A 26,061-nucleotide genomic window follows, 5' to 3' on the forward strand; every position below is an offset into this window, starting at 1 on the left:
CAGTCCAGTCCGGCTGAATGCTGGCCGCGATTTAAGTCCATGCAGGCTTATATGCGCCATCGCTGAGATTAAATCGGGCAGTAAGACGGGCGGCGGATGCCACGATGAATCAAGACCTTACGGGTTAGAGACGTTTACAGGGAACCTGCACCAGTGGGTTGAAATTGGTACAAGCAAATGCGTCGCTCATAATGACCGCTGCACAGTTACAGCGTGGACATTTGGAAATGATAGTGGCGGCAAAAGAAGTTCCCTGTTCATAAACCAAGTGAATAAAGCAGTGAACCTTACACCCACTTACCTCTTCTACGACCTGGAGACCAGCGGCCTCAACCCCGCCTTCGACCAGATTCTGCAATTCGCCGCCATCCGCACAGATGCCGCTTTTCAGGAACTCTCCCGTCACGAGTTCCGCGTCCACCTTCGCCCAGACATCATCCCTTCGCCCGGCGCGCTGCTGGCTACCGACATCTCCGTCTGCAAGGCATTGACCACCGGCATCGGAGAGTATGCGGCAGCGCGCCAGATTCACGCCCTGCTCAATCAGCCGGACACAATCAGCGTCGGCTACAACACCCTCAGCTTCGACGACGCCTTCCTTCGCTTCACCTTCTACCGCAATCTGCTGCCCCCCTACGACCATCAATGGCGCAGCGGCTGCCGCCGCCTCGACATTTTCCCCATCGCCACCCATTACTGGCTGCAAGATAGCCCCCTGCTCAACTGGCCGACGCTGGACGGCCAGCCGACGCTCAAGCTGGAACATCTCAAGCAGGCCAACGGGCTGGCCGAGGGGCAGGCCCACGACGCCCTGGTGGATGTGGCCGCCACCGTCGAATTGGCGCGGCGGCTCCGTCAGGATGAGGCGCTCTGGGCCGAATGCCTGATTGACTTCGATAAAACCGCCTTCGCCGTGCGGCTGGCCCAACTGCCGCTGTTTCTGGAACGCCCCAACGCCCTTCTCATCCACAGCAAGTTCGGCTATGGGCGGCAGTGCCAGGTTCCCGCCCTCTATCTGGGGCAAAGCAACCACGCCGGGCAGCGCCATCTCTGGCTGCGCCTGGACAAGCCAGAACTCCAGCAGGCCGCCCCCGACAATCTCATGAAAACAACCTGGATTATCCGCCAGAAACCGGGCGAACCCCCCTTCATCCAAACGCCGTCCCCTCATAAACTGAGCGATGAACGACGGGCCATCACACGGGCGAATCTGGCCTGGCTGCAACACCAACCGGCGCTGCTGGCTGATATCTGCAGCCACCCCCTGGCCCCGCCGCCCGCCGACAGCTTCACCCCCGACGCCGACGCCGCCCTCTACGCCAATGGTTTTGCCACGCCGGAGTTGCACGACCAGCAGCAGCGGTTCCACCAGGCTTTCCTGCCGCAGAAAATCGCCCTGGCGTCCCAGTTCTCCGATGAAGTTAGCCACGAGCTGTCCATCCGGCTGCTCTGTCGCAGCGAGGGCCTGGCCTACCGCTTCCCGACCTATCAGGCTTATGAACGGCGCATTCGCGATGATGCCCACCCCCTGCGCGACTTCCGCGGCCGCCCCCGACTGACGCCGGGACAGGCGTTGGCCGAACTTGAAGCCGAACGACAGCGGGCGACTACTCCCCGCCAGCAGGCTATCCTCGCGGATTTACAACAGTACATCCGCTACCAATTCACTCGAGATTCATGGGACAGTTAGCCGGCTATCTACAACAGCAGTTCCAGAGCCATTGCCCGCCGGGCTGGCAGTTTCAGCCCGAAGCGCAGCTGCTCTCCGCTGACCTGTGCAGTTTGTTGGGCTATGCTCCCCAGGTGGATGTTCTGCTGACACACCAAGACGGCCGTCGCCTCTGGATTGAGTTTGAAGTCAGCCGCGCCGACCCGGTAGCCAATCACGCCAAATTCGCCACCGCCCACCTGTTCCAGCCGCAGGCGGAGCGCGACATCTTTCTCTCTATGATCAGCCCCCACGTCACCCGTGGACGGCGCAATCTGGCGGCTAACGCCATCTGGCTCATGCGCTACGCCGGGATGCACGCTTTCCAGACGCCGCTCTTCCCCCACACCCCACCGCGCGAAATATACCGCCTGAACCATCTGGACAGGGCGGCGCTGACTCAGGAACGGCTGGACATCAAAGGAGAAATCCAGCGCGCTCTCGCCGTGTCCGAGACGCTGGCCCAGGTGGATACGGCCGCTATCCACTTCATAGCCAACCACATGGAGCTGATGTTTAACCTGCATCAATGGAACGAGGAGGTGTTGACCCCCTCCGGTCAGGCATTGTGGGGGCGACGCACCGTTACCTACTTTGTCTACGACCCGATTTCGCGGCGCTTTGCTCCCTCCAAATTCTGCGCCTACGTCTCTGTCCCCGACACGACGCGCTTCACCTTGCCCATTTCCGGGGCGACGATGACCCTGGCCCGTTATGCCGCCATAGACCACAGCGAACCCATCTTCGACGGTCACCGGGCGCATCGCCATCTGACGGACAATCTGGCGCTGACGCTCATGCCCGCCGCCACCCAGCCGGAGCTTCTGGGGCAGTTCCAGAGGTGGCAGGAACGTTACGAGGCGGCTGTTCGCGTTCACCCCTCGGGTCTCAAGTTCCTGGTCCCGCCAGACTGGTTTTAAGAGGTTTCTCCATGACTCATCTTCTCTACCTGCACGGCTTCGCATCTTCAGCCAACGGCCGAAAACCCGACTATCTGCGCTCCCAGCTGGCCGGGCAGCCGGGCGTGACCTTCCACGCCCTCGATTTCTCGCCCACGCCCGCCGACTTTGCCTACCTCACCGTTACCGGGATGATGAACCGCCTACGCCAATACATCCTGGACCGGGACTTGACGACGTTCGCCCTCATCGGCAGCTCGATGGGCGGGCTTGTCGCCCTCAATTACGCCGCCCGCTTCCCCGGCGCGGCTCGCCTGCTGCTGCTGTCGCCCGCGCTCACCTATCTCACCGGCGAGCGCGTCGGTCTGCCGCTGGCCGAGTGGCAGGCCAAAGGGGTGGGGGAGGTGTTCCACTACGGCTTCAATCGTCCCGTGTCGCTGCGTTATGACTTGGAGATAGACGGCCGTTTCTACCACACCCCGCCGCCGCCCCCAGCACCCATCACCATCCTTCATGGGACGCAGGATGAAGTTGTGCCGGTGACGGCCAGCCGGGAGTACGCTGCCCGCTACCCGGAGCAGGTGCGGCTCATCGAAGTGGAAGCGGAACATGACATTAACGACCACTTGCCACTCATCTGGCAGGTGACGCAGCGCTTTTTATTACTGTCAGGAAGCGCATCACGTCATCCTTGAAAACAGGCCAGGAAACACAAAGAAGGCTACCTCTGTTCCCTGCGGCGGCAGCCTTCTGCTACAATTCCCCTCAGATGAAGACATACTTGGCGCTGCCTGATGACCCATGCCGCGCTACACCAAACAGGAGGCCAGGCGATGACTCGACTCCCCATCCCAGGCGCAGACAGCGATAGCTGGGGCGAACTGCTCAACGAATTCTTGCGCGTCGAACATGAAGAAGACGGCCGTCACCGCTCTGGGGTCTACAACGTCCTGACTTTTGGCGCTCGTGGCGATGGTCTCCACAACGATACCCCGGCGATTCAAGCCGCCCTGGATGCGGCCGCAGACAAAGGGGGCGTCGTCTGGCTCGCCCCTACCGACGCTTTCTACCGCTGCGAAGGCTCGCTCCACGTCCCAGGCCACGTCGCTCTAAAAGGGGGCTATGGCGGGATGCGGCGCGGCCACAAGTTATGGAATGAAACGCCGCGCGGCTCTGTCCTCTACGCCTACGACACGGCCGATTTCATCACCATGAGCCACAACAGCCTGCTCGACGGCCTGGAAATCTTCTACCCCAACCAGGCGACGGCCGGCGAACCCATCCCCTACGGCTGGACCATCGCCATCCCGCCCGACCAGCATGGCGTCACCATCCGCAATGTGGCCTGCGCCAACCCATACCAGTTCATCTTCGCCCACGCCGATGGCTTCCTGATTGACAGCGTGCAGGGCTACCCATTGCTGAAGGGCATTAAACTGGGGCGCGTCGCCGACGTGCCGCGCCTCAACAACATTCATTTCAACCCCAATGTCTACCCCTCTCTGGACCCTTCCTTGCGCGACTGGGTGCAACAGCACGCCAGTTGTCTGGACATGGACATAGTCGAAGAGTTTATGGTCCACAACTTCTTTGGCTATGGTTACCTGCGCGGCATCTGGTTCACCGGCATCGCCGACGACCCCGGCCTCCTCGGCAGCTATGGCAGCATTAGCAACTTCGGTTTCGACGCCGTGATGGAGGGTATTCTCATTGAGAACCGGGGGATTTCCGGCCGGCAGGGACTTTCTCTGAGCAATGGCCGGATCATCCCCTTTGCCGGTCCGGTGGGGGCGCGGGCCGGCATCAAGTTTGTGGACGATTTACCCACCAACGACCCGAATTTCAGCCCAGCTGTCAGCCTGAGTAACGTCAACTTCTTCAGCCCCCATGAGCGTTCCATCTGGATTGGCCCCAACTCACGGGCGCGGCTGACGATGTTTGGCGGCCAATGCAATGAATACACCAATGAAGCGGTTTTGGTGGAGAGCCAGTCGGCGGCGGTGCGGTTGGTGGGGGTGCGTACCTTTAACGGCAGCGGCCCGCGCATCAACAATCCCCATGGCGCAGATGTGGCCGACCTGGGCGCGTTGACGTTCTGACCGGATGGGTGAAGGAGGCCACTATGACATTGATTCACCAGCGGATCAGTCGCCGCCGGTTCATCCAGTTGGCGCTGGGCACGGCTGTTTGTCTGACTGCGCCAGCTATCCGAGGCGCATCGCCGAGCAATTTGTCGCCGACAGCCGCGACGGTAACGCTGCGCGGCTATGGCGCTGGTCTTTACGGTCGGGGCGCTTATGGAGCCAGGTCTGTTTACCTGCCCATTGTCGCCAGGTGAAAAGGAGCGCGCTGCCGATGGAGTTTCTTGTTAACAACTGCCTGCTGACCAACGCCCGTACCGCTCTAAGCCAGCGCCACAATCTTTACTGGCTCTTAGGTGGGTCGGGGGCGGGTAAGACCACGGTCTGCCGTCTGCTGGCCGAACAGACAGGGCTATCCATCTACGATATGGACGCCCATATTTACGGCAGCTATCACGACCGTTTCACGGCCAACCACCCTGTCAACCGCGCCTGGGCCGCCGCGCCCAACGGTCTGGCCTGGTTATTGCAAATGTCCTGGGAGACGTTTAATCAGTTCAACCAGGCAGCGCTGCCGGAATACCTGGATTTGTTGGTCGCCGACCTGGAAGGGCCGGAATATGCGCGAGGCGTCCTGATTGACGGCGGCATTTGCAACCCGGCCTTGCTGGCCCAGGTCATCCCGCCGACGCAACTTGTCTGCCTGGCCGCGCCAGAACAGTCCAGCGTCCAGGTCTGGGAAGCAGGCGGTGAGCGGGGTGAGATGAAGTTGTTTATTGACCAACTGCCACATCCAGAAGAATTGTGGCGCAAATTTCTGGAATTTGACATGCGCATCACCGAGACGCTCTGGCAAGAAAGTCGGGCCTGCGGCATTCCTGTCTGTATCCGTAGCCACGAAGACCCAATAGAAGCCTTTACCCATTGCGTTGGCCAGACATTGGGTATCATGTGAGCTTTGCCGCTGTCACCGGTACAATTCAGTCGCAAACAGGAGATGACCCATGACCCGCGAAAAAAGCTACACCCCCGTCGCCTCTTATGAACAACTGAAGCTGGCGGAAACGGCCGTTACCCAGGCCACCACCGCCGACCACATCCGCGAAGCCACGCGGAAGCATGGCGCGAAGATTGGCTACAAAGCCTTCTGCTACCTGCTCACCGGCAAAATGACGCCGGAGGGGATGAAACCGGACGAGGCGGCGGTCACGGCTGTTGCCCTCGAAGAAGACGGCAAGGCCGCTGAGGCGCAGGCCATCTACCGCCTCATCCTGGCCGCGCATCCGGACCACCCTTTGGCCAAAGTGGAGTGGGAAGGTCATTGAAGTTCTCTGATTGTGGTTATCACTCATGTTGAGCCAGGGCTTCCGCCAGCTGATATTTAGACGACGGACCCACAGGAGATCGCGGCGCATGTGGCAAAGCAGCGATGGCTGTTTGACGTGGGCTGCACGCGGACGATGCGTTATCTGTTTATGACGCATGAGCAATAAGGGGAAAGATAACGCTAAATAACCGCGACAGAATGCAGTCTCGCCGGAGGTCAGTATGTGTACTCAACAAACAAATTACAAAGAGCAAGTTCCTGACTTAATAAAAGCCCTTCAGTCCGAAATCGACCAGGCAAAAAACCAAAGGAGTTACACCCATGATTTAGAAGATGGCCTCTTAGTGGACACGCAGATTAGTGGCGGGCAAACCCTGTTTTTATACAGCTTCACAACGAATTCTGAATTACAAATCCCCACTGATACACTGGCTGCCTTAACCTGTCGCGATAGAACTTATGACGTGACTATTGTCTCCGTCATCGAATACAATCTTTTGTTGTCACTCTTAGAAAACCTGGGCAAGCAAGTAAGCTACGCCCGATTGAGTACAGAACCCTGGTTCTTGTTGATGGAACTACAGAAGAGATTGCAGGAACTGATCACCGATCCAGACACGAATGAATGGGCTGGCGCTTTGTTCGCTACAGATTCGTTACATGTGGCGCCGCCAGCCATAACAGAAGCTCGTTCTTTGCTGTCCAATCTGCATCCCCAAGATAATCTAGGTGAAACCGCCGATCCATCACCGAGACCAGCGTCCCAAGGACGGGTGGCTAAACTGGCTGGAAAGCGACAAATCTTCGACATCGGGGTTGAACTACAGGTAGCCAACGCTGTAGAACAAGCGCTCGTTTACAATGAGCATCAGCTTCAAGCTGTAGGTCATATTTTAGCCAATCAGATCAGCTATATTTGGGGGCCTCCTGGCACTGGTAAAAGCCGCACACTCGGTATGGCTGCAGCCGCATTGCTCGCTCGAGGAGAGTCAGTTCTGGTACTGGCGCACAGCAATGCAGCTGTGGATGTGGCTATGGCAAATGTCGCCCGGCACCTGACGCACACCGACGCCTATCGCAACGGTCTTATTGTGCGGTATGGTCCCACAACCTCGTCGGTCTTAACTGAGCAATATCCTCAAGTCCTGACACGGCATATTTTACAGGACAGATATCCAGACCTCATGGGTCAATTGGATCGGATTGAAAAACGGCTGCAACAACAAATGAAAATCCTGCGGGAGAATGCTTCAAGCAGGCAAAACCGCGCCACAACTTTAATCGTTGAGGACCTGCGCCGCGAGCGTGAAAAACTGCGAATTGAGCTAAATGACAAAGAAAAATTGCTCGTGACCCAGGCCGGCATTGTCGCTTGTACCCTCTCCAAAGCTACCATTTCCCAAACCGTTTACGCTTTACGCAGCTTTGATGCTGTGTTCATTGACGAAGCCAGCATGGCTTACATCCCCCACTGCCTTTTTGCCGCCAGTTGGTTGGCCTCCAAGAGAATTGCCTTCTTTGGCGATTTTCGGCAGCTTGACCCCATTGCGCGGGCAGAGGATCGGGCGACCAAACTATGGCTGCAGCGGGACATTTTTGAACTGGCCGGTATCCGCCAGAAATTGGAAGCAATCGCCCAGGCAAAAGAACGCCCCACAGAGAATAATCGCCCATTACGCGCCACCCCCCTAGAAGAAGCTGACCCCCGTTTAGCTATGCTGCGCATTCAGTATCGTATGCACCCCGACATCGCCGCCGTTCCCAACCGTTTGTACTACTATAACCTGCTCCAAAATGGACCAGCGACGCACACTGAAACAGCGCCGATTGTCGCGGCTCGCCCTTTTCCTAAAAGCGCTGTAGCGATCATCAACACAGCCTTGTTGGTTATTTACTGCTTTTCCGATTCCACATCCGGCAGCCGGTTTAATCCGGTTTCAGCGTTAATCACAGTGATACAGGCGCGTCAGGCTCTAGCCAACCAACAAGGTGTCGGTATTGTGACCCCTTACAATGCCCAGGCCCGTCTCATCAACCTTATCCTGCGCGAAAGTGACGCGCCGAGAGAAAGTGTGTTGGTGGCTACCGTACACAAATTCCAGGGTTCTGAACGGGACTTGATGATCTTCGATCTCGTTGAAGGCAAGGGGAAAAAGCCTGGACTGCTTTTCTCCGGCAGCGGCAGCGGCGCAGCCCGATTGACCAACGTGGCTATCAGCCGCGCGAAGGGTAAGTTCATATACGTTCTCGACCATCGCTATGTCAAAGAAAAGTTTCCCGACAACCACGCATTACACCAGTTCACCAACGCCGTCGTGAAACAGGTGATGGAAGGGGAAAACGGCGCCCTGTTGCGCGCTGAATGGCCGCACGCAAATGTTTCCCACGGTATCTGGAATGAAGGAGAATTGCCCAATGTGTCTTGTTATCCACAAAGTCGCACGCAGGCAGAGGTGATTTCCGAACGCTTGATGCAAGCCAGGAAAGAAATAGCCATTAGCTGGCCAGACATAACCGTCAGCGAGAAACACCACTTTAGTACGACCGCCTTGCTGCGTGCCGACCAAAATGGGATACCGATACATTTAACGGGACAAGGCCAGGTGACCTCCCATCTTGCTCATGGCTTTCGTTACCAAAGAAAGAATAGCCAACAAACCTGGTATCAGATAGGCGTGGTCTGTGTAGATCAGCGTGAGATGTGGCTATATTTACAGCCGAAGCTCGACTATGGCACTATTATCCACATCGCCTTACCAAAAACGGTTGGTTTGTTGCGCGAAATGTTCGATCTTGTACCCGATGAAAAATGGCGTCAAATTCATCTGGATAAAAGTGCCACTCCGTCAAGAAATCGCTTTTCTAACAAAATAAATAAGTGATGAAGGCATTCTGACTCAGGCAAGAACTGGGGATGTTATGACGATTCGCCGTCCTCCTTGGCGCTGTCCTTTATAGGTGAGCCAGGGCGCAAAAACTGGACGAATGACCAGCAATTCTAAATGTAAAACTTGCGAACAGAAGTAGATCGCGCTATACCATCACCAAAAGCCAAAAAGGGGTGATGTGATGGGAAAAAGAGCGCAAGTGAGTCGGTTTATCCAGCATCTGGGCGAGTTGACAGAGAAGATGCCTGACAAGCGGGCTGGGCGGCATAACCAGATATATGCTTTGCAAGACGCGGTACGCGGCGCCTTCTCTATCTTTTTCATGCAAAGCGCTTCTTTTCTGGCGCATCAACGCCTTATGGCGCAAAAGCGCGGGCGGAGTAATCTGGAAAGCGTGTTCCAGATGTCGCGCATTCCCACTGACAATCATATCCGTACCCTTTTGGATGGCGTGCCAGCCAGCCATTTTGCGGGAGCCTATCAATGGCTTTGGCAGCAGTTGGTGGCTGAGGAGAAGTTGGCCGGATTTCGGGCATTAGCAGCAATTCTAAATGTAGAAAACGGGTATCGGGAAAATAGCGGCGCAATGCCGATGTATCAGCGAGGAGTCGCACTCTGCGCTAATCAGATTAAAGTGCAGTGTTATGTGGCACGGTTCCGAGTACAGTAACGACCTCAAAACCAGGTAATTACCCAGATGATAGCAACGCGGCATTTAGCCACCTCTCTGCCGAGGCGACTTGTGAGCATCCAATAACAATGGCCCAATCGTAAGAAACGAAACAGTTAGTCAGGGGCGGGTTCTAACTCTAGACCCTCGGCCATAAATTGAATCAGGGCTTCCCAATTTTCAAAGATTTGCCAACGCATCAGTGACCGGGCATCCTCAAAGAAGGTGCGACGCGCACCTAGAGCAGCACGAATCCGTTTGTAGGTCGTATCCACCAACTCCAGAAAGGTGTGCAGGAAAAAGGCGAGTAGATTAAGCGTGAACATGACGGTCGCTAAATGTTCTTGCCCATGACCAAAATTGTGCTTAATATGATAGCCGTGGGTGGTCAGGACATTATGTCCCTCATTTTCATGTTTCCAGCGGGCGCGTCCAGCGTGAGTGACAGCTTGGACCAGAGGCGCGTCCAGGCGTAAACTGGTCACAAAGCTGTTTTGATAAAGGCGTTCGCCAGTCAATTCATGGGTAATCGTCAACTCGCACCAGTTCACGCGAAGACCATCATCACCCGCACGCAGCGGTAAATCATTGAGATACCGATACCGCCAGATTTCCCCGTGACGACCGTTCCAGACGCGACGACTAATTTCAGGCAGCTTGCCCCCTCGCTCAATAGCCGCGACCCACTCATAGAGCGTCTCGTGCGAACTGGGCTTACACACGAGAATGAAGTCTAGCCCGTAAATCAGCACCAACTCACAGAACGGTTGATGACTGAACAAGTCATCTCCCAGGATGACCGCCTTCTGTTGTTGCAGCCAGGTGGCCTGCTGCGGCAACCAACGTTCGGCAGCCGCCAGTTCGCTGTCCTGTTTATCACTGCCATCCTGTGGCAGCAGGAATTCCGGCGCCAGAGGCAGCACCGCCGATTGCTCAGGATGAACAACCAAAGCTGTCAATGCCCGATGATGGTAGTGGGTGACACCTTCGCGCACTTGCTGACTGCATTGGGGGCAATGCACCTTTGTCGAACTAAAGAATTGAATGCCATCGATACCAACTAGCAACCGCCCCCCTAATGCCCCAGCAATTCTAAATGTAGAAAACGGGTATCGGGAAAATAGCGGCGCAATGCCGATGTATCAGCGAGGAGTCGCACTCTGCGCTAATCAGATTAAAGTGCAGTGTTATGTGGCACGGTTCCGAGTACAGTAACGACCTCAAAACCAGGTAATTACCCAGATGATAGCAACGCGGCATTTAGCCACCTCTCTGCCGAGGCGACTTGTGAGCATCCAATAACAATGGCCCAATCGTAAGAAACGAAACAGTTAGTCAGGGGCGGGTTCTAACTCTAGACCCTCGGCCATAAATTGAATCAGGGCTTCCCAATTTTCAAAGATTTGCCAACGCATCAGTGACCGGGCATCCTCAAAGAAGGTGCGACGCGCACCTAGAGCAGCACGAATCCGTTTGTAGGTCGTATCCACCAACTCCAGAAAGGTGTGCAGGAAAAAGGCGAGTAGATTAAGCGTGAACATGACGGTCGCTAAATGTTCTTGCCCATGACCAAAATTGTGCTTAATATGATAGCCGTGGGTGGTCAGGACATTATGTCCTCATTTTCATGTTTCCAGCGGGCGCGTCCAGCGTGAGTGACAGCTTGGACCAGAGGCGCGTCCAGGCGTAAACTGGTCACAAAGCTGTTTTGATAAAGGCGTTCGCCAGTCAATTCATGGGTAATCGTCAACTCGCACCAGTTCACGCGAAGACCATCATCACCCGCACGCAGCGGTAAATCATTGAGATACCGATACCGCCAGATTTCCCCGTGACGACCGTTCCAGACGCGACGACTAATTTCAGGCAGCTTGCCCCTCGCTCAATAGCCGCGACCCACTCATAGAGCGTCTCGTGCGAACTGGGCTTACACACGAGAATGAAGTCTAGCCCGTAAATCAGCACCAACTCACAGAACGGTTGATGACTGAACAAGTCATCTCCCAGGATGACCGCCTTCTGTTGTTGCAGCCAGGTGGCCTGCTGCGGCAACCAACGTTTGGCAGCCGCCAGTTCGCTGTCCTGTTTATCACTGCCATCCTGTGGCAGCAGGAATTCCGGCGCCAGAGGCAGCACCGCCGATTGCTCAGGATGAACAACCAAAGCTGTCAATGCCCGATGATGGTAGTGGGTGACACCTTCGCGCACTTGCTGACTGCATTGGGGGCAATGCACCTTTGTCGAACTAAAGAATTGAATGCCATCGATACCAACTAGCAACCGCCCCCCTAATGCCCGAAATCCGGCCAACTTCTCCTCAGCCACCAACTGCTGCCAAAGCCATTGATAGGCTCCCGCAAAATGGCTGGCTGGCACGCCATCCAAAAGGGTACGGATATGATTGTCAGTGGGAATGCGCGACATCTGGAACACGCTTTCCAGATTACTCCGCCCGCGCTTTTGCGCCATAAGGCGTTGATGCGCCAGAAAAGAAGCGCTTTGCATGAAAAGATAGAGAAGGCGCCGCGTACCGCGTCTTGCAAAGCATATATCTGGTTATGCCGCCCAGCCCGCTTGTCAGGCATCTTCTCTGTCAACTCGCCCAGATGCTGGATAAACCGACTCACTTGCGCTCTTTTTCCCATCACATCACCCCTTTTTGGCTTTTGGTGATGGTATAGCGCGATCTACTTCTGTTCGCAAGTTTTACATTTAGAATTGCTGCAGCCTTCGCTCAAGGTCTCAAACCACTGCACCCGCATCTCGCCCCGCAGCCGGATGACCTCCCGGCCCAACGGCGCCAGTTCAGCGAAGGGCAGCAGGAAGTCGTGGCGGTACTCCTGGTAAATCTTGACCAGCGAATCCCACTCCAGGTCGCCCACGGCCGCCGACACCTCCTCCCAGAGATGACCGGTCAGCCGCAGGGCCAGGATGAGCGCGCCGCGGTACATCTGCTCCGGATACCAGCGTTCGCTGCTCATGCCCACCAGAGTGATGAGCAGGTCGCGGAAGAGGTCGGCCACCTCCGGCGGCGGTCCCTCTTCCCGGTTCAGCACCGCCCACTCTACAGGGCGGGGAACCATGTCCCAGTGGTGCGCCTGCCGCAGCCGCCAGGACAAGTTGTCGTCGCCGGTCTCGTCGTCGTCCATGCTGTCGGCGGTGTCCACCACGGTGTAGTCGCGGGCGACCAACGATTTCCAGCCGCCGTTCAGCCCGCGCACGTGGACCCAGCCGTAGTTCTTCAAGGCAGTACGGGCGCAGGCGTAAGCGTAGGAAAGCGGTTGGTCGCTGTTTTCCAGGAAAGCCAAGAGCGCCGTCTGGGTCATGTCCGACCAGTGGGTGCGCCACTCCGGGCCGTTGAACCCATACTGCTGCCCCAACTCCCGCGCCAGCCCGCCAGCCCGCTGCCGCAACTCAGCCAGTTCTATCTCGCGCACCATCGGCCCTCCACCACCACCGTCCACCGCCGCAACGGGCAGGGAGGTTGTTTCCAATACATCTACCACTTGTGTCTGACGTGTTTCTAGATTAGAATGCGTATACATTTGGTTCGGCCCTCCTATGGCCGTAGACACAGAAGCCGGTTGAGTCATGACCTCAACCGGCTTCTCTCGTTTCTCCGACCGGACACCCGGCCAGACCAATAAAAACCCGCTACGCTCCCATTCTCCCCCTCTCCCAGTCTCCCGTTCTCCACGTCTCCCAGTCTCCCCCTCTCCCTCACGGAACCGGCGACGAAAAATCATGCCCCTGCTCGCGCAGGACGCGCAGGGCTGTACCCCAGGCATCGAGGGCCTGGTCGCTCTGGTGCGGTTCCCACTGCGGCCGTGCCTGGCCGACCTTCTTCTCGCGCCGTCCGCCGGGCAGCCGCCGCTGGTTGGGTTTGAGAACGATTACTTTCTGCGGGTCTGGTTTGTTCATCGGTATCCTCCTTAGCGAGAGCGAGAGCTAGAGCTAGATGAAGAGGCAAGAACTCTTCTTCTTCCTCTCGCTCTCGCTCTAGCTCTAGCTACTAGAAACGCAAAAGAGGCAGCCCGCGATGGACTGCCTCTCTTCCTATATATAATATGGGGTATGTTTGGTTGGGTGGCCTGACGGCCGTGTGCCTACAACGGAAATGTTTCATCCGACGCGGTCGGCGGGGTGGGGCGGTACGGCCGCTGCCACCAGGCGGCCCAGCCAGATTGCCTTATCGGCTCTTCGCCCAGGCAGACGGTGTAGCTCAGGTGCAGCTTGCCGCCGGGCAGGGGCAGCGTCAGGCTGACGCCGGCGTCGCGGTGGTCGAGGACGAAGCAGTCGTTGGCGCTCAGGCGGAAGGGGCCGAGGCTGGCCATCATGCTGTCTTCGTAAGGGCTGTGGTGTTCGTCGTAGTGGCGCGCCCAACGGCCGTAGATGAGGCGGGTGATGAGGCTGAAGATTCGTTCGTTTAGCATACAGGTCTCCTTTTGTTCAATGGGTTTGTTATCGGACCGACCCAATGCCAGCCCGTTCTCACCCACCTACAGCCGTAGGCTGTTTTGTCTGGGATGACCCGAACAAGCTGCAACAAAGAGAACGAGTGCTTCGCATAGGGGTGCGTCGAGGAGAGGGCAGGTGACGTTGTAGGATCCTGTAGGATCCCGTAAAGATTGGGACTGGTCCCGTAAAGATTGGGACTGAGATTGGCAATCTTCGCGAAAATTCGCGTTCTACCAGAGGCAGGCACAACTCAAACGGGGTAGGGTGTTTAGCCAGAGATTCAGTTATCCCGTAGGCCAGTCCCAATCTTTACGGGACTAAAATAGGCCAGTCCCAATCTTTACGGGACTAAAATAGGCCAGTTCCAATCTTTACGGGACAGAAATCCGGCTTTCCAGGTGTTTTGTAGGATCCCAAAGTTTTTGGGATCCGTTCCACAATTCTTGGGATTCTGTTCCACAGTTTTTGGGATTCTCGTCTCGAAGTTTCTGAGACAACCCTATTCGATAGAAATTCTCTCTGGCAGCCTGTTTTCACTAGTGAGGATAATCCCAAGAACTCTGGGATTGTACTGGGCGGGGCAGATCGGGCAGTCCCGAGAACTGTGGGATAACGGTAGGTTTGTCCCAAATACTTCGGGATGCCAATCCCAAAAACTGTGGGATAAGGGCGATTTTAGGGGCTTCCAGTCCCAAAAACTGTGGGATCCTACATCGTTTAACCGGCGCTGGCGGTAAGGGCTGTTTTTCGGCTCTCTGGGAAGTGGTAGGGCACGGCGTCTCGTTCTATAATCCTGGGCCATCAGAAGTTGAAACGAGCAGAGTGGCAGGTGAAATATGAGCCATGAGGATGACAAAGCATTGGTCCCGCTGGACCAGCGAGACATCGATTTTTACGGGGATGTAATCACGGCCGTTATCACCCATGACGGAATGGTTTACATCCCGATTCGGCCGATATGCCAGAACTTAGGTGTTTCCTGGCCCAGCCAAAGCAACCGGATCAGCCGCGATCCCATCCTCTCGGAAGTAAAAGGGGTATTCACCATGAATACCCCTGGCGGTCAACAGCAGGCTGTCTGCCTGCCCCTGGATTATTTGAATGGCTGGTTGTTTAAAATGGATGCATCACGTGTCAGGCCAGACATTAAGGAACCGCTGCTGCGTTACCAGCGAGAATGCTACCGGATTTTAGCCGATGCCTTTATCGGCCAGAATACGGCCGTACAACCTGCCGGCGACAGTGATGAGCCTCTAGTACAACTGCACAACATGGCCCTGGTCATTGCCGCCACGACGAGAGAGATGCTGGCCACAAAGTACCTGGCGCAATCCAATGCCGAACGGCTGGACCGGGCGGCGCTGGTGGTGCAAAATTTGACCCGGCGGGTAACGGCCGTTGAGCAGCAGGTCCGGGCGGGTAAACTGACCGAGGAACAGGCAGCGGAGGTTAAACGGCGCGTCAATCTCATCGCCAATGAGATGAGCAAGCACGACCCGGGTAAAACACATTTTCAGGCGGTTTATGCCGCCCTGGGGGATGAAGTGGGCGTGACGAGCTACAAGGCCATCCCGCTGAAAGCCTACGAAACGGCCGTCTCCTTCCTGGATAACTGGCTGCTCTCTCTCAAGCAGGCCGGCAAAAAAGGCGCGGCTGAGGCTGAAGGGTAACGGCCGTCCAACCGGCTCTTTGCGTGGGAGGAATTTTCCCCTTTGTCCAGGAGCATAAGCTGGGGAGCAAAACGGCCGTTCACGCCGCCGCCCATCCTTGCCCCATCAGCCGTTGGCAGGTACACCTTCCGTCAATCATGACGAGAGCAACGGCCGACACTGAGAGAAATCACAGTGCCCGTCTCCCTCGTTGACCATTGACAGTTGACAATTGACCCATTCCACCAGCCATCATCTCACGACAAAACAGACCATCATGGCGAACGAACGAGAACAGGCCGAATTACAACGTCATATCAAAGAAGCCGAGGAACGAGCAGCGGCCGGCGGCCATCGCTTAGGCCCCTGGCGGCGTGTCACCCAACCGGGTCTTTTTGTCCGTGAAACGACTTGCACCCGCTGCGGCGAGAAAGTCCAGGCCGGGTACACAACGTTGCTGGTGGCTTTTGCCCGCGATTGTCCAGGGTTGGGTGAAGGGTGAGGAACGGCCGTTGGCGGCGGCTGGCGCGATAACGATGGTAGGTAAGCGGCCGTCGCCATGCCGACGGCACAGTCACGGCCAAACGAGGATGGCCACCCGGCGGGCAAGCGGTGGATGCTCCCCGTCTCCGGGCCGCCGGCGCAATCATCTTTCTCAGAGGTGAACCTATGCAAACAGGCGGACAACAACCATGACCACCCCAAGACTGACGCCCCCCATGAGAGCCTTGCTGGAATGCGCCGGCTGCCTGGCGCTGGACGAACCCATCCCCCGCGCCGTCCTTTTCACCGCCACCAATGCCGCCCACAATGCGGCGATACCTCCGGCCCTAGCAGGCTGTCGGAAAAATATCTTCTGAAGGCCCGATGATAGACAAATAACGATTTCAAAGCATCAAGACAAGCAGTTTGCAACTCATATTGGCCTCATTACCATGAATTTTGCACGGTTTTACAGCCCGTTTTCGGGCATCAGGCAGGGGGCAATAACGCCCCATCAACCAACCTGCAAGGTATGCAATCGTTTCAAGTTGTAAGCCAGACAAACCAATGTCCATTCGCCACCGGCAGCAACCAGGCCTCGCAGAGAAAAACTGACGGAAACCCAAGGTTTCCTTTGATGATACCGATAACCGGTTCAACCGTCGATTTGCGCAAACGGTAGGTGGCTTGCTGAGGGTGGTCTGCAGTTTGTAAGCCATTTGCCTTTGACGGAAGCATCATTGGGTGGCGGGTTGGGATTGTCCAGGAAAAGGCACGCCAACCCTGATGGTGTGGGCTGCGACCGGTGGCGATGGGGTCAATGCCGCGCGCTCCAAGCTGGCGATGTTGTTTTCGCTGAAATAGCCGGTGTCCAAATTGACCTTTTTCGGCTGACCCACGACTGGTGGTACGGTGTCGAGAGTTGGCAGGGCGGCCTGTTTATCGTTGGTATGGTCACACAACCAATTGCCCACTACCAGACGACTGTCATGGTCAACCACTACCTGACGTTATAATGTTGGTCAAAGCCGCTGTTGGTGGCGTTTTTCATGATGCGCGATTCGGGGTCGGTGAAGTTGTACTGGTCTTTATCCTGGGTCCTGGAGTGGGTGGCTGCGGTGGTTTGCCCGGCGGCTTTTTTCCCTGTGGGTCGGTCTTTTCGGCCCGGGCTTGCATCTTGGCCTCGTATTCGGCTTGCTCGGCTTCATACCGGGCCTGGCGTTCCTCCAGCACCTTCTGGCTTCGGCCAGCCGCGCCAATTGCTGCTGGCGTCGGGCAATCTCATCGGAATGTTCATCTCTTCGGGCAGTTGTCCTCCATCGGCAACTTCAGCCAAGTGAACAATCCTCGACTTCGGCTTGCAGATAGGCTTCGATAGCCAACAGCCGCTGGTAACTGACCGCTTTGCTCTTGGACGCATCGGCATGGATTTTGCTGCCATCCAGACTGACGTTACCCAATTGCAAATAGCCCATCGCCTGGGCAATCAACAGTATCTGGACAAACAACTCTTTCAGTTCAGCCAGAAATTGTTGGCGGAAAGCCGCAATCGTGTCATGGTCGGGGTGCATGTCACCGGTAATGAAACGAAAGGGAATCACCCATGGTGGCGCGTTCAATCTTGCGCGAACTGAATACGCCGCTGGCATAGCTGTAGAACAGCAATCCCAACATCACTTCCGGGGCGTATGGTGGCGCACCCTGCCTCACTATACTTTTATACATGATCCCCAAATCAAGTTGGGCGACGACAGCGACAATGAAGCGAGCCAAATGGTCGGGTGGGGACATCGCGCAAGGTGATTTGCAGGTCCAGGGTCTTTTCGTAATCAGCAGTTCTGAATTTTCTTGCCATACCCAAAGTTTACACCGAAATCATTTTTGTTCGGAGAAACGTATCTTCTCCGACAAGCTGCTAGACCAGCTCATCGGTATTGGCTTTCTGCGGCGCGTAGACGATGAGCAGGTGCGGTTGACGGCCGACGGCCGTCGCTTCCTGGCCCAACGCAGCCGCAGCCCGCGCACCCACGATGCTGTCGAACTGGCCCTCCTGATCACCGCCAGGCAGCTGCTTGCCGCACAGGATTCTGCCCGGCTGGCGGCCATCGTCAACCACATGGCGGTCGTCGTCGAGGCCGCCTTGCCCCGCGCCGACGACAAGGCGGCGATGCTGGCCGCCACGTTCCTGTTGGTCTTGCTGGAACTGCGGCAGATGGAGACCATCCGCCGCTATTTACCCCGCTTGCAAACGCTGGAACAAGAGAGAGGCTGCGCTTTTCTGCCCGACGGCATCGTCGCCCAGTTTGCCTCCCGGCCTGACTCGGCCAGGCTCAGCCAACCCATGACTGTCCTCTTGCAGCTCCTCACCGCTCTCGATGACCGCCATCCCGTGCCGCTGGCGCTGCTGCACGCGGCGTTTGGCCCGCCGGAAGCCATCGCCGTGGCCGTGGCCGAAGCCGTGGCCGACCTGTCGGCGCAGGGATATGTGACGCAGCCCGACGCCCACAGCCTGCTGCTGACCGCCGCCGGGCGGCAGGCGCGGCCGCCGGTGGACCCGGAAGTACGCGAGGCGCTGCTTTCCAGCCTGAGAACGGCCGTTGTGACGGCCGCCGACCAGAAGGACCAGGCCACGCTGCGCCAACTGCGACCCCATGTGCAGGTCATGACCGATGCGGCTCTGCCGGCAACCGATGAGGCGACCTATCAACTGCTCCTGACCCTGATTCAATGCCTGCTGGCCCTGGGCGAACTGCCCCAGGCGGCGTATTACGTGGACATGGCCGAGGAGTTGGAAGCGGCGTTGGGCCTGGAGGGGCCGGTCACGGGGGCAGAGGGCGAGGGGGCGCTGCAATACCATGCCCAGGTCGCCGTCCATTATTTCCAGCGCGGCGATTTTGAACGCGCCCGGCGTCATTTTGAACAGGCCATCTCCCTGACCGAGGACCCGGCGCTGCTGCCGCTGCTGTACCAGAAGGTGGGCAACTGCTGTGGTCAGTTGGACGATGAGGTGGGCAAGATTCAGGCTTATATCACGGCTTTGGACCGGGCGCTGGCCTATCATGGCCGGGACAGTTGGGAGTTGGGTCGGCATCGCAATGAGTTGGCCCTGGTGTTTATGGAATACGGCCACATGGACACGGCCGCCCGTCATCTGGCGGAAGCGCTGCGTCAGGCGGAACGCGCCCCGGCCGACCATCCCCACTACCTGACGGAAACGGCCAAGAGCCATCTGTTGGCGGCCAGGATTGCCTGCCATCAGGGGCAGATGGAGCAGGGGGATGCTCAGGTTGAACAGGCGCTGGCGCTGACCCGGCGGCTGGACGAGCGGGGGATAAGCCGGGCTTCGTTGCTCTATATGGCCGCCAGCCTGCGCGCGGAGTTTGGCGACCGGGGCGAGGCCCGTCGGCTGATTGACGCGGCCTATGCCGGCTGCCCGGCCGACCCTGACCCGGCCGACCAGGATACCATCGGGGTCATCCGCCTGATTACCGACCTGCGCCGGCAGTTGGCGCAGACCGGATGAGGCGGATTTCGCCGGCAGCGGGGGTGGTTGGGGCAAGGAACGGCCGTCGGCCAACCTCATAGCCGGCGACGCCATGGAACCCTTACTGACATCGTTTCTCCCTTTTCGCCCGCCGCTGAACGGCCGTTTTGCCGCAGTATGGCCCGGCTTACGAACTGCTGGCCCCGCCGGAAGCACAGCCGCCGCGCCCATCTCACAAACGCCAACGCCGCCATTGAAAACGGCCGTTCGCTCCACCAGCGACAGCAAAAAGGTATGCCCATGACCTGGTTTACTGACTTAACGGGTTTTCCCGAAACAACGCCGGACGCGGTTCGCCGCAACCTGACGCTGGATGGCGAGTGGCTCACCTCGCACGTCAATGGCCGGGTGCTGGCCTGCGGCCGTTTGGAACTCCCCACTCTGGCCGAACTCCGGCAGCGCGTCGCCTCGGCCACTCCCCAACCGGGCGAGTTGACGCTGCGCGAGGTGGTAGCTGACGTGCAAAAGCTGCATCTGGCCCCGGCCAACGCCGGGGCTTTGTTCCAGGTGGCCTCCCAATTCAACTTGCTGGAGATGACCTCCCCGACGATTACGCCGGAAGCGGGCGTGGGGCTTTACGAATTGGACCACACCCAGGGACCCGCTTGCGCCATCGCCACCGGCGCGGGCACGATCTACCGCAACTACTTCGTCCCGCTCGCCGGGCATTTGGGACAGACGGCCGAACGGCAGCTAGATTGCCTGGCTGACCTGGGTCAGGCGCTGGGCAACGAGAATGGCCGTCTCTGGCGGATGCAGAACGGCTATGCCCTGGCCACCGCCGCGGGTCTGTGGGAAATCTCTGGAGGATTGCGCCAGGCCGACGATGCCGACCGCGACGCCCTGCGCCAACGCCTGCGGATTGGCCTCCAGTGGCAGACGCAAGTCACCCTCCACGGCTGCACCCATCGGGTATCCCAGGCGTACTGCGCCGCACTGCCGGTGGCCTATACCGCCCATCCGCCGGAGCAATGGGAGCCGTTTGCCCGATTGGTGCTGGAGGCGGCCTATGAGGCCACGCTTTGCGCCGCAATCTGGAATCTGCACGCCAACGGGCGTCACCCTCTCTTTTTGACGCTGTTGGGGGGCGGGGTGTTTGGTAATCAGACAGGCTGGATTCTCGACAGTCTGGCGCGGGCAGTGAGCCGCTATGGAGCGTGCCCGCTTGATGTGGCAATTGTGAGCTACGGCCGGCCCAACCCCGCTCTCCAGCCCCTGCTCGCCCGATTTGCCTGAGCATCGGGACGGTTAAGGTTTTGGTGGTTGGGATAGGGAAAACGGCCGTTGCCCGTTTCCCATTGTCTGTTGGCAAAGAAGCCAGTTGACGCATAACAACCTGCCCTCTAGAAGCAGTCCACAAGGAGAATAGTAAATGCCTGAACAGACAGAAAAGCGCGTCGCCCTGATAACGGGGGCGAATGGGGCCATCGGCCTGGCGATTGCCCGTCAGTTGGCCGCCCTACCCGGATACGAACTGGTCCTGGTGGGCCGGAACGAGGCGCGTCTGGCGGCCGCGACCGAGGCTGTGCAAACGGCCACCGGCAACCGGCAGGTGCAGTATGAAGTGGCCGACCTCTCCCGACAGGCGGACATCCTGGCGCTGGCTGGCCGCTGGTCCGGGCCGCTGCATGTCCTGGTCAACAATGCGGCGGCTACACCGCGCCGCCGTCAGGAGACGCCGGAAGGCATTGAATTGCAATGGGCGACCAATGTACTGGGCTATTTCTGGCTCACCCAGGCGTTCCGTGAGCAGCTCAGCCGCGCCGCGCCCGCCCGCGTGGTGAATGTCGCCAGCTACTATGCCGGCGACCTGGATTTGTCGGATGTGGAGTTTGTCCGTCGGCCGTATGACAACAACCAGGCTTACCGCCAGTCCAAACAAGCCAACCGGATGCTCACCGCCGCCTTCGCCCAACGGCTGGACCCGCGTCAGGTCGTCATCAATGCCTGCCATCCCGGCGACGTCAATTCCCAGCTGAGCAACGACCTCGGCTTCGGCGGGCAAACATCGCCCGATGATGGGGCGCGGACACCGGTCTGGCTGGCCAGCCACCCAGACACCGCCGCGCTGACCGGCCAGTATTGCGCCCAGGAGCAGGTTGTGCCGGACCCTTTCACCCAGGATGCGGCGGCCGTCGAAGCGCTCTATCAACTCTGCCTCCGGTATAGCGGGCACAACTGATTTTTCGCAAGCTATCTCTATGAGCGCCAGGCATGGTAGCGGAGGTCTACGTCGATGAAGGACATACGACACATTGGCCGTCATTTCATCAGCGACGGGGAGTTCAACCGGATGCTGCTGGATATGCTGGATTGGGCCAGCGCCTACATTGAGGGCAAAGAGGAAGTCAATCCGCTGGTGCTGGCGATTCACGCCCTGCCTGACGGCAGCCACGAGCTGAACGTCCTGATCCCCCCGGAGTTTGGTGGCGAGCGGGCCAGGGAAATCATGATCGCCATCGGCGCAAAAGCAGCCGAAAGCGACGATCCGCTCGCTGCCGCCTTTCTGGTCACCGAAGCCTGGATGACGCTGCGGCCGGCGGCCGATGCCCCGCCCGGACTCCCTCCCTCCGAGGACCCGGATAGGATTGAAGCGCTGGTCATTTCTGGCAGCACCATAGACCAACGCCAGAATCAGGTTGTCGTGCGAATCGAGCGTTGTGATGGGCTAATGCAAGTAGGCGAGGTGCTGTCTGTCCCGTTTATCAACGACGGGGCGGACCAGTTACAAAACCGGCTGTTAATGCAATTCTGGCGCTCTTACGCGGAAGAAACGATGGCGCGCAAAAGAGACGGCCGTTAACAACGCCTCTCGACAACCAGGTCCATAAGCCGGGAATGGGAATCGGCCATCAGCCTGTTGGCGATTCCGGTCCCGCCATCTCTTATCCGGAGTCATTTTGCATCATGTTACCACCCAAAAGCAGCTACCCCTTCGCCCCAGACCTACCTATCTGCCGCCTGCTCAACGGCCTCTGGCAGGTCTCCGGCGGCCACGGCCACATTGGCCCCGCCGACGCCATCACCGACATGCTCCACTACCACGATGCCGGGTTCACCACCTGGGACCTGGCCGACCACTATGGCCCGGCCGAGGAGTTCATCGGCGCGTTCCGGCGGCAGTTAGCCGCCCGTTCCGGCCCGCAGGCGCTGGAGCATGTACAAGCCTTTACCAAATGGGTTCCGTCGCCCGGTCCCATGACCCGCCAGATTGTCGAACGGGCGGTGGACGTGTCGCGGCGGCGCATGGACACGGAGACTTTGGACTTGCTGCAATTCCACTGGTGGGATTACCGTGACCCGCGCTACCTGGAGGCTCTGGAGCATCTGGCCGCCCTGCGGACAACCGGCAAGCTGCGTCACCTGGGCCTGACCAACTTCGACACCCGGCGGCTGGAAATCATGAAACGACAAGGGCTGCCCATCGTCGCCAACCAGGTGCAATACTCACTGCTGGACCGTCGGCCGGCGGTGGCAATGGTCCCCTTCTGCCAGGAACAGGGCATCGTCCTGTTCACCTACGGTACTTTGTTGGGCGGGCTACTGTCGGAACGCTGGCTGGGCCGGCCTGAGCCGGGGCCGCGTGATCTGACCACCGCCAGCCTGCGCAAGTACAAGCAGATGATTGATACCTGGGGTGGCTGGCCGTTGTTCCAGGAGCTGCTGCAAGCGACTGACCAGATAGCCGAGCGGCACGGCGTCAGCATTGCCAATATAGTCGTGCGCGCGGTCCTCGACCGGCCGGCCGTTGCCGGGGTCATCGTCGGCGCGCGATTGGGGGTGACCGAACACCGGGCGGAGAATGCGCGTGTGTTCAGCTTCCAGTTGGACGCAGCGGATTGGACGCGGCTGGATGCCGTCCATGCCCGGTCGCGCGACCTGTTTAAGCTGATAGGCGACTGTGGGGATGAGTACCGGCGGTAGCGAGTCCAAATTTTGGCGAGGGACGATGGCGCAGTAAGCAAATCGTGTGACGCTGTTTGACGACTGGGCGGCGCAGGATGATACGGCCGTCGCTGCCGGCGGCGATGATTTACCCTTCGCCGACTATGATAAGATGTTGGCCACGGCTGTCCGCACCGCCGGAGCACGGCCATCGCTGCGCGTCCTGGAACCAGGCATTGGCAGGGCAACCTGGCCGAGCGTTTTGTCACCGCCGGCTGCCAGGTCTGGGGGCTGGATTTCTACTATGCTGGTCCAGGCGCGGGCCAGGCTGCCCCAGGTCCACCTGGTCCAGTTGGAGGAAGCTAAACCCATCCTACAAGATGAGCAAAGTAAGATTCATTTTGAGTCAATGCGGCGTGAGCATTTCTAATTGTCGTTGACAGCAAAACTACACGTATCTCGAAAGCTCCCCTTGTTGGCTGACATATTCGGCGAAATAGGCTTTGGTCAGGGTGAAGACTTCGGCGGCATCCAGATTGATAAACAGGTGGGCCATCAGCCACATCTCTTTTGGGGGAATGTCTGGGCTGATAAATTGGAAGTAGCGAATGCCCTGGATGACCTGCGCCCCCAGTCGTCTGTACCAGTTGATTCGCCGCAGGGCGACTGCCGCCTCCTCGGCCCCATCTGGCATTTCAACTTCGATCAACATCACTTTTGCCGGCTGCTTCTGGAGCGCCTGCGCCAGGTAATCGTAGAAGATCGTGCCGTATCCCTGGTTGCGCAGCCCCGATTTGATGGCGATATACCAGAGAAAAGCCAGAGCCAACTCTGGCTCGAATTCGGTGAACGCCATGCCAACAACATTTGCGCTTTCAGCTTCTTTCGGACCGACCTCGACCGGAAACTGCTCCATCACCCACACGTGTTCGTGCGCCCGTTCGCTTTCGGTTAGGGCGGCAAACAGGTCAAGGAAATAGGAGACGGGAACTCGCTCTTCGTGGGGAAAGCAGCCGAGATACAGCTCTACCCAGGCGGGCCAGGCGGGATCGTCGCTGCTTGTGATTTCGCGGATGGTGAGATTGGTGGGAGGTTTCATGAGCTACTCATAGCGCCGCCTCACCTCCGCGATCGAGCCGGCGACAAGTTGTTCGAGCACCCCTTATCGAGGTCGGCTAGCTGCTTGAAGTACGGGCAAGACTTGCCCATCTTGTGCCTGCCAACCGTGGATAATAACGTTTTCTGACTATCGCTTTCGCAGTCCAGATACACGACCAGCTCGCGGCCACGAATGGCGAAGGCCGCCAGAGGAGCCTCCCCGGTACGCCCGCTCTCGTAGGCATACCGGTAGGAGCCATATCCAACGATGCTCGGCCCCCACATCTTTGGTGGTTGCCCGGTGATCTTTTTGAGCAGAACCATTAACTCCTGACAGTCCTTGCGCTGCTGCTCGTTGGGCCTTGAGGCGATATAGTCCTCAATGCTGGCGTCGGTGGGCTTCGACTTGTTCTCATTCTTCGTCATTGTTGAAACACTCCGTGATTGCCGGGTTCCCGGCCCGTAACGTCAATAATAGACATTATCCAAAATAAGAATTGCAGCGAATTTGGGTAGCGAATTCGCTGAATTTGTACAAGAATTGGCTGATTTTAATACTTAAATCCATGATTTTTCGTGTTTTTCGTATCGGGTTTTTATAACGGATAATGTCTAATGACCGTACGGCGCAGCGTCTGTAAAGCATACACTAAAAATGCTCGCGGGGCTTTGAGCGAATTCTTTTCTAGTTGAATTTGCAGGGCTGACAATGTTTCTTGTAATGCTTCGTCCTGCTCTTGGGGTTGCCTGGGTAGGGCGCGCCATTGTCGCCGCAGCCAGCTATCCAGCTCATACCAGGCGCGTTGGTAGACTGCGCCGTTGGGCTGGCGGCAGGTTTCGTGCAAGATAGCGGCGTACTGCTGCCAGATTTGGGTTTCTATGGCGTTTTTAGTCACCTCGTTGTCCGATACTTGCCAGATTTTTTCTGCGAATTGAGCGGCATCAACCAACTGCCAATCCTGTGCATGCACATACTGGGCGACCAGGAGTATGGCTTGGGTTTTGTCTAGTTGAGCTTGTTCCGCCATTACAAATCTTGTCCTCTTTCCAAGTGTCGGACACCTTAATGCAATATGTTGTTTTTCGACGCGATATGTTTTTCTCGCCTTTTGCGTCTGTATTTATAAGCCGGTGGCCACCTGGCAATTTTTACAGACAGTCGGGTTTTGCCCGACCCAGCAAAAGGAGAAACTCACATGTTGCGTATTCATTTGACACGCGTTCTGTTCGCCTGCCTGGTGGCCGCCATGCTCATTGGCCCAGCAACCCTTTCACTGTCCAAGAAGCAGGCTCCGCTGCCCATTGATCCCGGCATTGTCCTGCCTATGGGGGACTGTCCTAACCCTGGCGCCGGCACCTGTGTCTAACACT

Annotated in this window: 27 protein-coding genes and 2 pseudogenes; 19 read left to right on the forward strand and 10 right to left on the reverse strand. The window is 57.9% G+C overall.

What is annotated here, in order from left to right; genetic code table 11:
• Positions 1–280 precede the first annotated feature (280 nt).
• The 9 genes and pseudogenes from IPM39_26455 (at position 281) to IPM39_26495 (ending at position 9,573) form a co-directional block, all read left to right on the forward strand.
• Positions 281–1,690 (forward strand): exodeoxyribonuclease I, encoded by a 1,410-nt coding sequence (locus IPM39_26455; GenBank protein MBK8989558.1) that lies wholly within the window; start codon positions 281–283, stop codon positions 1,688–1,690.
• The gene (locus IPM39_26460; protein MBK8989559.1) at positions 1,678–2,628 is read left to right on the forward strand and encodes a hypothetical protein; all 951 of its coding nucleotides are present in this window, start codon (positions 1,678–1,680) and stop codon (positions 2,626–2,628) included. The genes IPM39_26455 and IPM39_26460 overlap by 13 nt, the downstream gene beginning before the upstream one ends.
• Before the next feature lie 11 nt (positions 2,629–2,639).
• Complete coding sequence (locus IPM39_26465) at positions 2,640–3,302, forward strand: hypothetical protein (protein ID MBK8989560.1); 663 nt, start codon at positions 2,640–2,642, stop codon at positions 3,300–3,302.
• 186 nt (positions 3,303–3,488) lie between these two features.
• A pseudogene (locus tag IPM39_26470) lies at positions 3,489–3,644 on the forward strand (hypothetical protein).
• 1,085 nt (positions 3,645–4,729) lie between these two features.
• Positions 4,730–4,945, forward strand: coding sequence for a twin-arginine translocation signal domain-containing protein (locus IPM39_26475; GenBank protein ID MBK8989561.1), 216 nt, complete (start codon positions 4,730–4,732; stop codon positions 4,943–4,945).
• A 17-nt stretch (positions 4,946–4,962) separates the two neighbouring features.
• Positions 4,963–5,643: a hypothetical protein gene (locus IPM39_26480; GenBank protein ID MBK8989562.1), complete on the forward strand. Its 681-nt coding sequence runs from the start codon at positions 4,963–4,965 to the stop codon at positions 5,641–5,643.
• 49 nt (positions 5,644–5,692) lie between these two features.
• Positions 5,693–6,013, forward strand: a complete 321-nt coding sequence (locus IPM39_26485) for a hypothetical protein (GenBank protein ID MBK8989563.1) — start codon at positions 5,693–5,695, stop codon at positions 6,011–6,013.
• Positions 6,014–6,236: 223 nt separating this feature from the next.
• A complete protein-coding gene (locus IPM39_26490; protein MBK8989564.1) occupies positions 6,237–8,897 on the forward strand; it encodes an AAA family ATPase in 2,661 nt (886 codons plus the stop codon).
• Positions 8,898–9,084: 187 nt separating this feature from the next.
• Positions 9,085–9,573 carry a hypothetical protein gene (locus IPM39_26495; protein ID MBK8989565.1) on the forward strand — a complete coding sequence of 163 codons (489 nt, stop codon included), beginning with the start codon at positions 9,085–9,087 and terminating at the stop codon, positions 9,571–9,573.
• 116 nt (positions 9,574–9,689) lie between these two features.
• Here IPM39_26495 and IPM39_26500 read toward each other — a convergent pair whose 3' ends face one another.
• The 6 genes from IPM39_26500 to IPM39_26525 form a co-directional block, all read right to left on the reverse strand.
• Complete coding sequence (locus tag IPM39_26500; GenBank protein MBK8989566.1) at positions 9,690–10,640, reverse strand: ISNCY family transposase; 951 nt, start codon at positions 10,638–10,640, stop codon at positions 9,690–9,692.
• A gap of 264 nt (positions 10,641–10,904) precedes the next feature.
• The gene (locus tag IPM39_26505) at positions 10,905–11,114 is read right to left on the reverse strand and encodes a hypothetical protein (protein MBK8989567.1); all 210 of its coding nucleotides are present in this window, start codon (positions 11,112–11,114) and stop codon (positions 10,905–10,907) included.
• Between the two features lie 220 nt (positions 11,115–11,334).
• Complete coding sequence (locus IPM39_26510) at positions 11,335–12,042, reverse strand: hypothetical protein (protein MBK8989568.1); 708 nt, start codon at positions 12,040–12,042, stop codon at positions 11,335–11,337.
• A 218-nt stretch (positions 12,043–12,260) separates the two neighbouring features.
• Complete coding sequence (locus tag IPM39_26515) at positions 12,261–13,118, reverse strand: hypothetical protein (GenBank protein ID MBK8989569.1); 858 nt, start codon at positions 13,116–13,118, stop codon at positions 12,261–12,263.
• Between the two features lie 175 nt (positions 13,119–13,293).
• A complete protein-coding gene (locus tag IPM39_26520) occupies positions 13,294–13,494 on the reverse strand; it encodes a hypothetical protein (protein MBK8989570.1) in 201 nt (66 codons plus the stop codon).
• Positions 13,495–13,679: 185 nt separating this feature from the next.
• Entirely contained in the window at positions 13,680–14,006 is a 327-nt protein-coding gene (locus IPM39_26525; GenBank protein ID MBK8989571.1) for a hypothetical protein, read from the reverse strand.
• Between the two features lie 861 nt (positions 14,007–14,867).
• Between IPM39_26525 and IPM39_26530 the strand changes: the two genes are divergently transcribed.
• The 3 genes from IPM39_26530 (at position 14,868) to IPM39_26540 (ending at position 16,540) form a co-directional block, all read left to right on the forward strand.
• Positions 14,868–15,701 (forward strand): ORF6C domain-containing protein, encoded by an 834-nt coding sequence (locus tag IPM39_26530; protein ID MBK8989572.1) that lies wholly within the window; start codon positions 14,868–14,870, stop codon positions 15,699–15,701.
• Between the two features lie 256 nt (positions 15,702–15,957).
• Entirely contained in the window at positions 15,958–16,182 is a 225-nt protein-coding gene (locus tag IPM39_26535) for a hypothetical protein (GenBank protein MBK8989573.1), read from the forward strand.
• 190 nt (positions 16,183–16,372) lie between these two features.
• Positions 16,373–16,540 carry a hypothetical protein gene (locus tag IPM39_26540; protein MBK8989574.1) on the forward strand — a complete coding sequence of 56 codons (168 nt, stop codon included), beginning with the start codon at positions 16,373–16,375 and terminating at the stop codon, positions 16,538–16,540.
• A 137-nt stretch (positions 16,541–16,677) separates the two neighbouring features.
• On the opposite strand, the pseudogene IPM39_26545 reads toward IPM39_26540, so the two are convergent.
• A pseudogene (locus tag IPM39_26545) lies at positions 16,678–18,018 on the reverse strand (transposase).
• Positions 18,019–19,759: 1,741 nt separating this feature from the next.
• Here IPM39_26545 and IPM39_26550 point away from each other — a divergent pair.
• The 6 genes from IPM39_26550 (at position 19,760) to IPM39_26575 (ending at position 24,022) form a co-directional block, all read left to right on the forward strand.
• Positions 19,760–19,951, forward strand: a complete 192-nt coding sequence (locus IPM39_26550; GenBank protein MBK8989575.1) for a hypothetical protein — start codon at positions 19,760–19,762, stop codon at positions 19,949–19,951.
• Positions 19,948–20,943 (forward strand): hypothetical protein, encoded by a 996-nt coding sequence (locus IPM39_26555; GenBank protein MBK8989576.1) that lies wholly within the window; start codon positions 19,948–19,950, stop codon positions 20,941–20,943. The genes IPM39_26550 and IPM39_26555 overlap by 4 nt, the downstream gene beginning before the upstream one ends.
• Before the next feature lie 136 nt (positions 20,944–21,079).
• Positions 21,080–21,889, forward strand: coding sequence for an SDR family NAD(P)-dependent oxidoreductase (locus IPM39_26560; protein MBK8989577.1), 810 nt, complete (start codon positions 21,080–21,082; stop codon positions 21,887–21,889).
• Positions 21,890–21,943: 54 nt separating this feature from the next.
• Positions 21,944–22,510 carry a hypothetical protein gene (locus tag IPM39_26565; protein ID MBK8989578.1) on the forward strand — a complete coding sequence of 189 codons (567 nt, stop codon included), beginning with the start codon at positions 21,944–21,946 and terminating at the stop codon, positions 22,508–22,510.
• Positions 22,511–22,614: 104 nt separating this feature from the next.
• Positions 22,615–23,631, forward strand: coding sequence for an aldo/keto reductase (locus IPM39_26570; GenBank protein ID MBK8989579.1), 1,017 nt, complete (start codon positions 22,615–22,617; stop codon positions 23,629–23,631).
• A 46-nt stretch (positions 23,632–23,677) separates the two neighbouring features.
• On the forward strand, positions 23,678–24,022 hold the full coding sequence (locus tag IPM39_26575) for a hypothetical protein (GenBank protein MBK8989580.1): 345 nt from the start codon (positions 23,678–23,680) through the stop codon (positions 24,020–24,022).
• An 18-nt stretch (positions 24,023–24,040) separates the two neighbouring features.
• Here IPM39_26575 and IPM39_26580 read toward each other — a convergent pair whose 3' ends face one another.
• The 3 genes from IPM39_26580 to IPM39_26590 all read right to left on the reverse strand — a co-directional run bounded on the left by IPM39_26580 (position 24,041) and on the right by IPM39_26590 (position 25,718).
• Positions 24,041–24,691 carry a GNAT family N-acetyltransferase gene (locus IPM39_26580; protein MBK8989581.1) on the reverse strand — a complete coding sequence of 217 codons (651 nt, stop codon included), beginning with the start codon at positions 24,689–24,691 and terminating at the stop codon, positions 24,041–24,043.
• A 20-nt stretch (positions 24,692–24,711) separates the two neighbouring features.
• Complete coding sequence (locus tag IPM39_26585) at positions 24,712–25,116, reverse strand: DUF1801 domain-containing protein (protein MBK8989582.1); 405 nt, start codon at positions 25,114–25,116, stop codon at positions 24,712–24,714.
• A 170-nt stretch (positions 25,117–25,286) separates the two neighbouring features.
• Positions 25,287–25,718: a hypothetical protein gene (locus IPM39_26590; protein ID MBK8989583.1), complete on the reverse strand. Its 432-nt coding sequence runs from the start codon at positions 25,716–25,718 to the stop codon at positions 25,287–25,289.
• A gap of 168 nt (positions 25,719–25,886) precedes the next feature.
• Here IPM39_26590 and IPM39_26595 point away from each other — a divergent pair, with 168 nt between their 5' ends.
• Entirely contained in the window at positions 25,887–26,057 is a 171-nt protein-coding gene (locus IPM39_26595; protein MBK8989584.1) for a hypothetical protein, read from the forward strand.
• Positions 26,058–26,061 lie beyond the last annotated feature (4 nt).

It is taken from the genome of Candidatus Leptovillus gracilis (assembly GCA_016716065.1).
Lineage (GTDB): Bacteria > Chloroflexota > Anaerolineae > Promineifilales > Promineifilaceae > Leptovillus > Leptovillus gracilis.

Coding starts and splice junctions, on each gene's coding strand:
- IPM39_26510 (MBK8989568.1), bottom strand. CDS start 12,042: ATGGCGCAAAAGCGCGGGCGGAGTAATCTGGAAAGCGTGTTCCAGATG.
- IPM39_26585 (MBK8989582.1), bottom strand. CDS start 25,116: ATGACGAAGAATGAGAACAAGTCGAAGCCCACCGACGCCAGCATTGAG.
- IPM39_26485 (MBK8989563.1), top strand. CDS start 5,693: ATGACCCGCGAAAAAAGCTACACCCCCGTCGCCTCTTATGAACAACTG.
- IPM39_26535 (MBK8989573.1), top strand. CDS start 15,958: ATGGCGAACGAACGAGAACAGGCCGAATTACAACGTCATATCAAAGAA.
- IPM39_26515 (MBK8989569.1), bottom strand. CDS start 13,118: ATGTATACGCATTCTAATCTAGAAACACGTCAGACACAAGTGGTAGAT.
- IPM39_26555 (MBK8989576.1), top strand. CDS start 19,948: ATGACCTGGTTTACTGACTTAACGGGTTTTCCCGAAACAACGCCGGAC.
- IPM39_26540 (MBK8989574.1), top strand. CDS start 16,373: ATGACCACCCCAAGACTGACGCCCCCCATGAGAGCCTTGCTGGAATGC.
- IPM39_26480 (MBK8989562.1), top strand. CDS start 4,963: ATGGAGTTTCTTGTTAACAACTGCCTGCTGACCAACGCCCGTACCGCT.
- IPM39_26495 (MBK8989565.1), top strand. CDS start 9,085: ATGGGAAAAAGAGCGCAAGTGAGTCGGTTTATCCAGCATCTGGGCGAG.
- IPM39_26490 (MBK8989564.1), top strand. CDS start 6,237: ATGTGTACTCAACAAACAAATTACAAAGAGCAAGTTCCTGACTTAATA.
- IPM39_26570 (MBK8989579.1), top strand. CDS start 22,615: ATGTTACCACCCAAAAGCAGCTACCCCTTCGCCCCAGACCTACCTATC.
- IPM39_26590 (MBK8989583.1), bottom strand. CDS start 25,718: ATGGCGGAACAAGCTCAACTAGACAAAACCCAAGCCATACTCCTGGTC.
- IPM39_26595 (MBK8989584.1), top strand. CDS start 25,887: ATGTTGCGTATTCATTTGACACGCGTTCTGTTCGCCTGCCTGGTGGCC.
- IPM39_26460 (MBK8989559.1), top strand. CDS start 1,678: ATGGGACAGTTAGCCGGCTATCTACAACAGCAGTTCCAGAGCCATTGC.
- IPM39_26530 (MBK8989572.1), top strand. CDS start 14,868: ATGAGCCATGAGGATGACAAAGCATTGGTCCCGCTGGACCAGCGAGAC.
- IPM39_26580 (MBK8989581.1), bottom strand. CDS start 24,691: ATGAAACCTCCCACCAATCTCACCATCCGCGAAATCACAAGCAGCGAC.
- IPM39_26525 (MBK8989571.1), bottom strand. CDS start 14,006: ATGCTAAACGAACGAATCTTCAGCCTCATCACCCGCCTCATCTACGGC.
- IPM39_26550 (MBK8989575.1), top strand. CDS start 19,760: ATGGAACCCTTACTGACATCGTTTCTCCCTTTTCGCCCGCCGCTGAAC.
- IPM39_26465 (MBK8989560.1), top strand. CDS start 2,640: ATGACTCATCTTCTCTACCTGCACGGCTTCGCATCTTCAGCCAACGGC.
- IPM39_26475 (MBK8989561.1), top strand. CDS start 4,730: ATGACATTGATTCACCAGCGGATCAGTCGCCGCCGGTTCATCCAGTTG.
- IPM39_26560 (MBK8989577.1), top strand. CDS start 21,080: ATGCCTGAACAGACAGAAAAGCGCGTCGCCCTGATAACGGGGGCGAAT.
- IPM39_26520 (MBK8989570.1), bottom strand. CDS start 13,494: ATGAACAAACCAGACCCGCAGAAAGTAATCGTTCTCAAACCCAACCAG.
- IPM39_26505 (MBK8989567.1), bottom strand. CDS start 11,114: ATGTTCACGCTTAATCTACTCGCCTTTTTCCTGCACACCTTTCTGGAG.
- IPM39_26565 (MBK8989578.1), top strand. CDS start 21,944: ATGAAGGACATACGACACATTGGCCGTCATTTCATCAGCGACGGGGAG.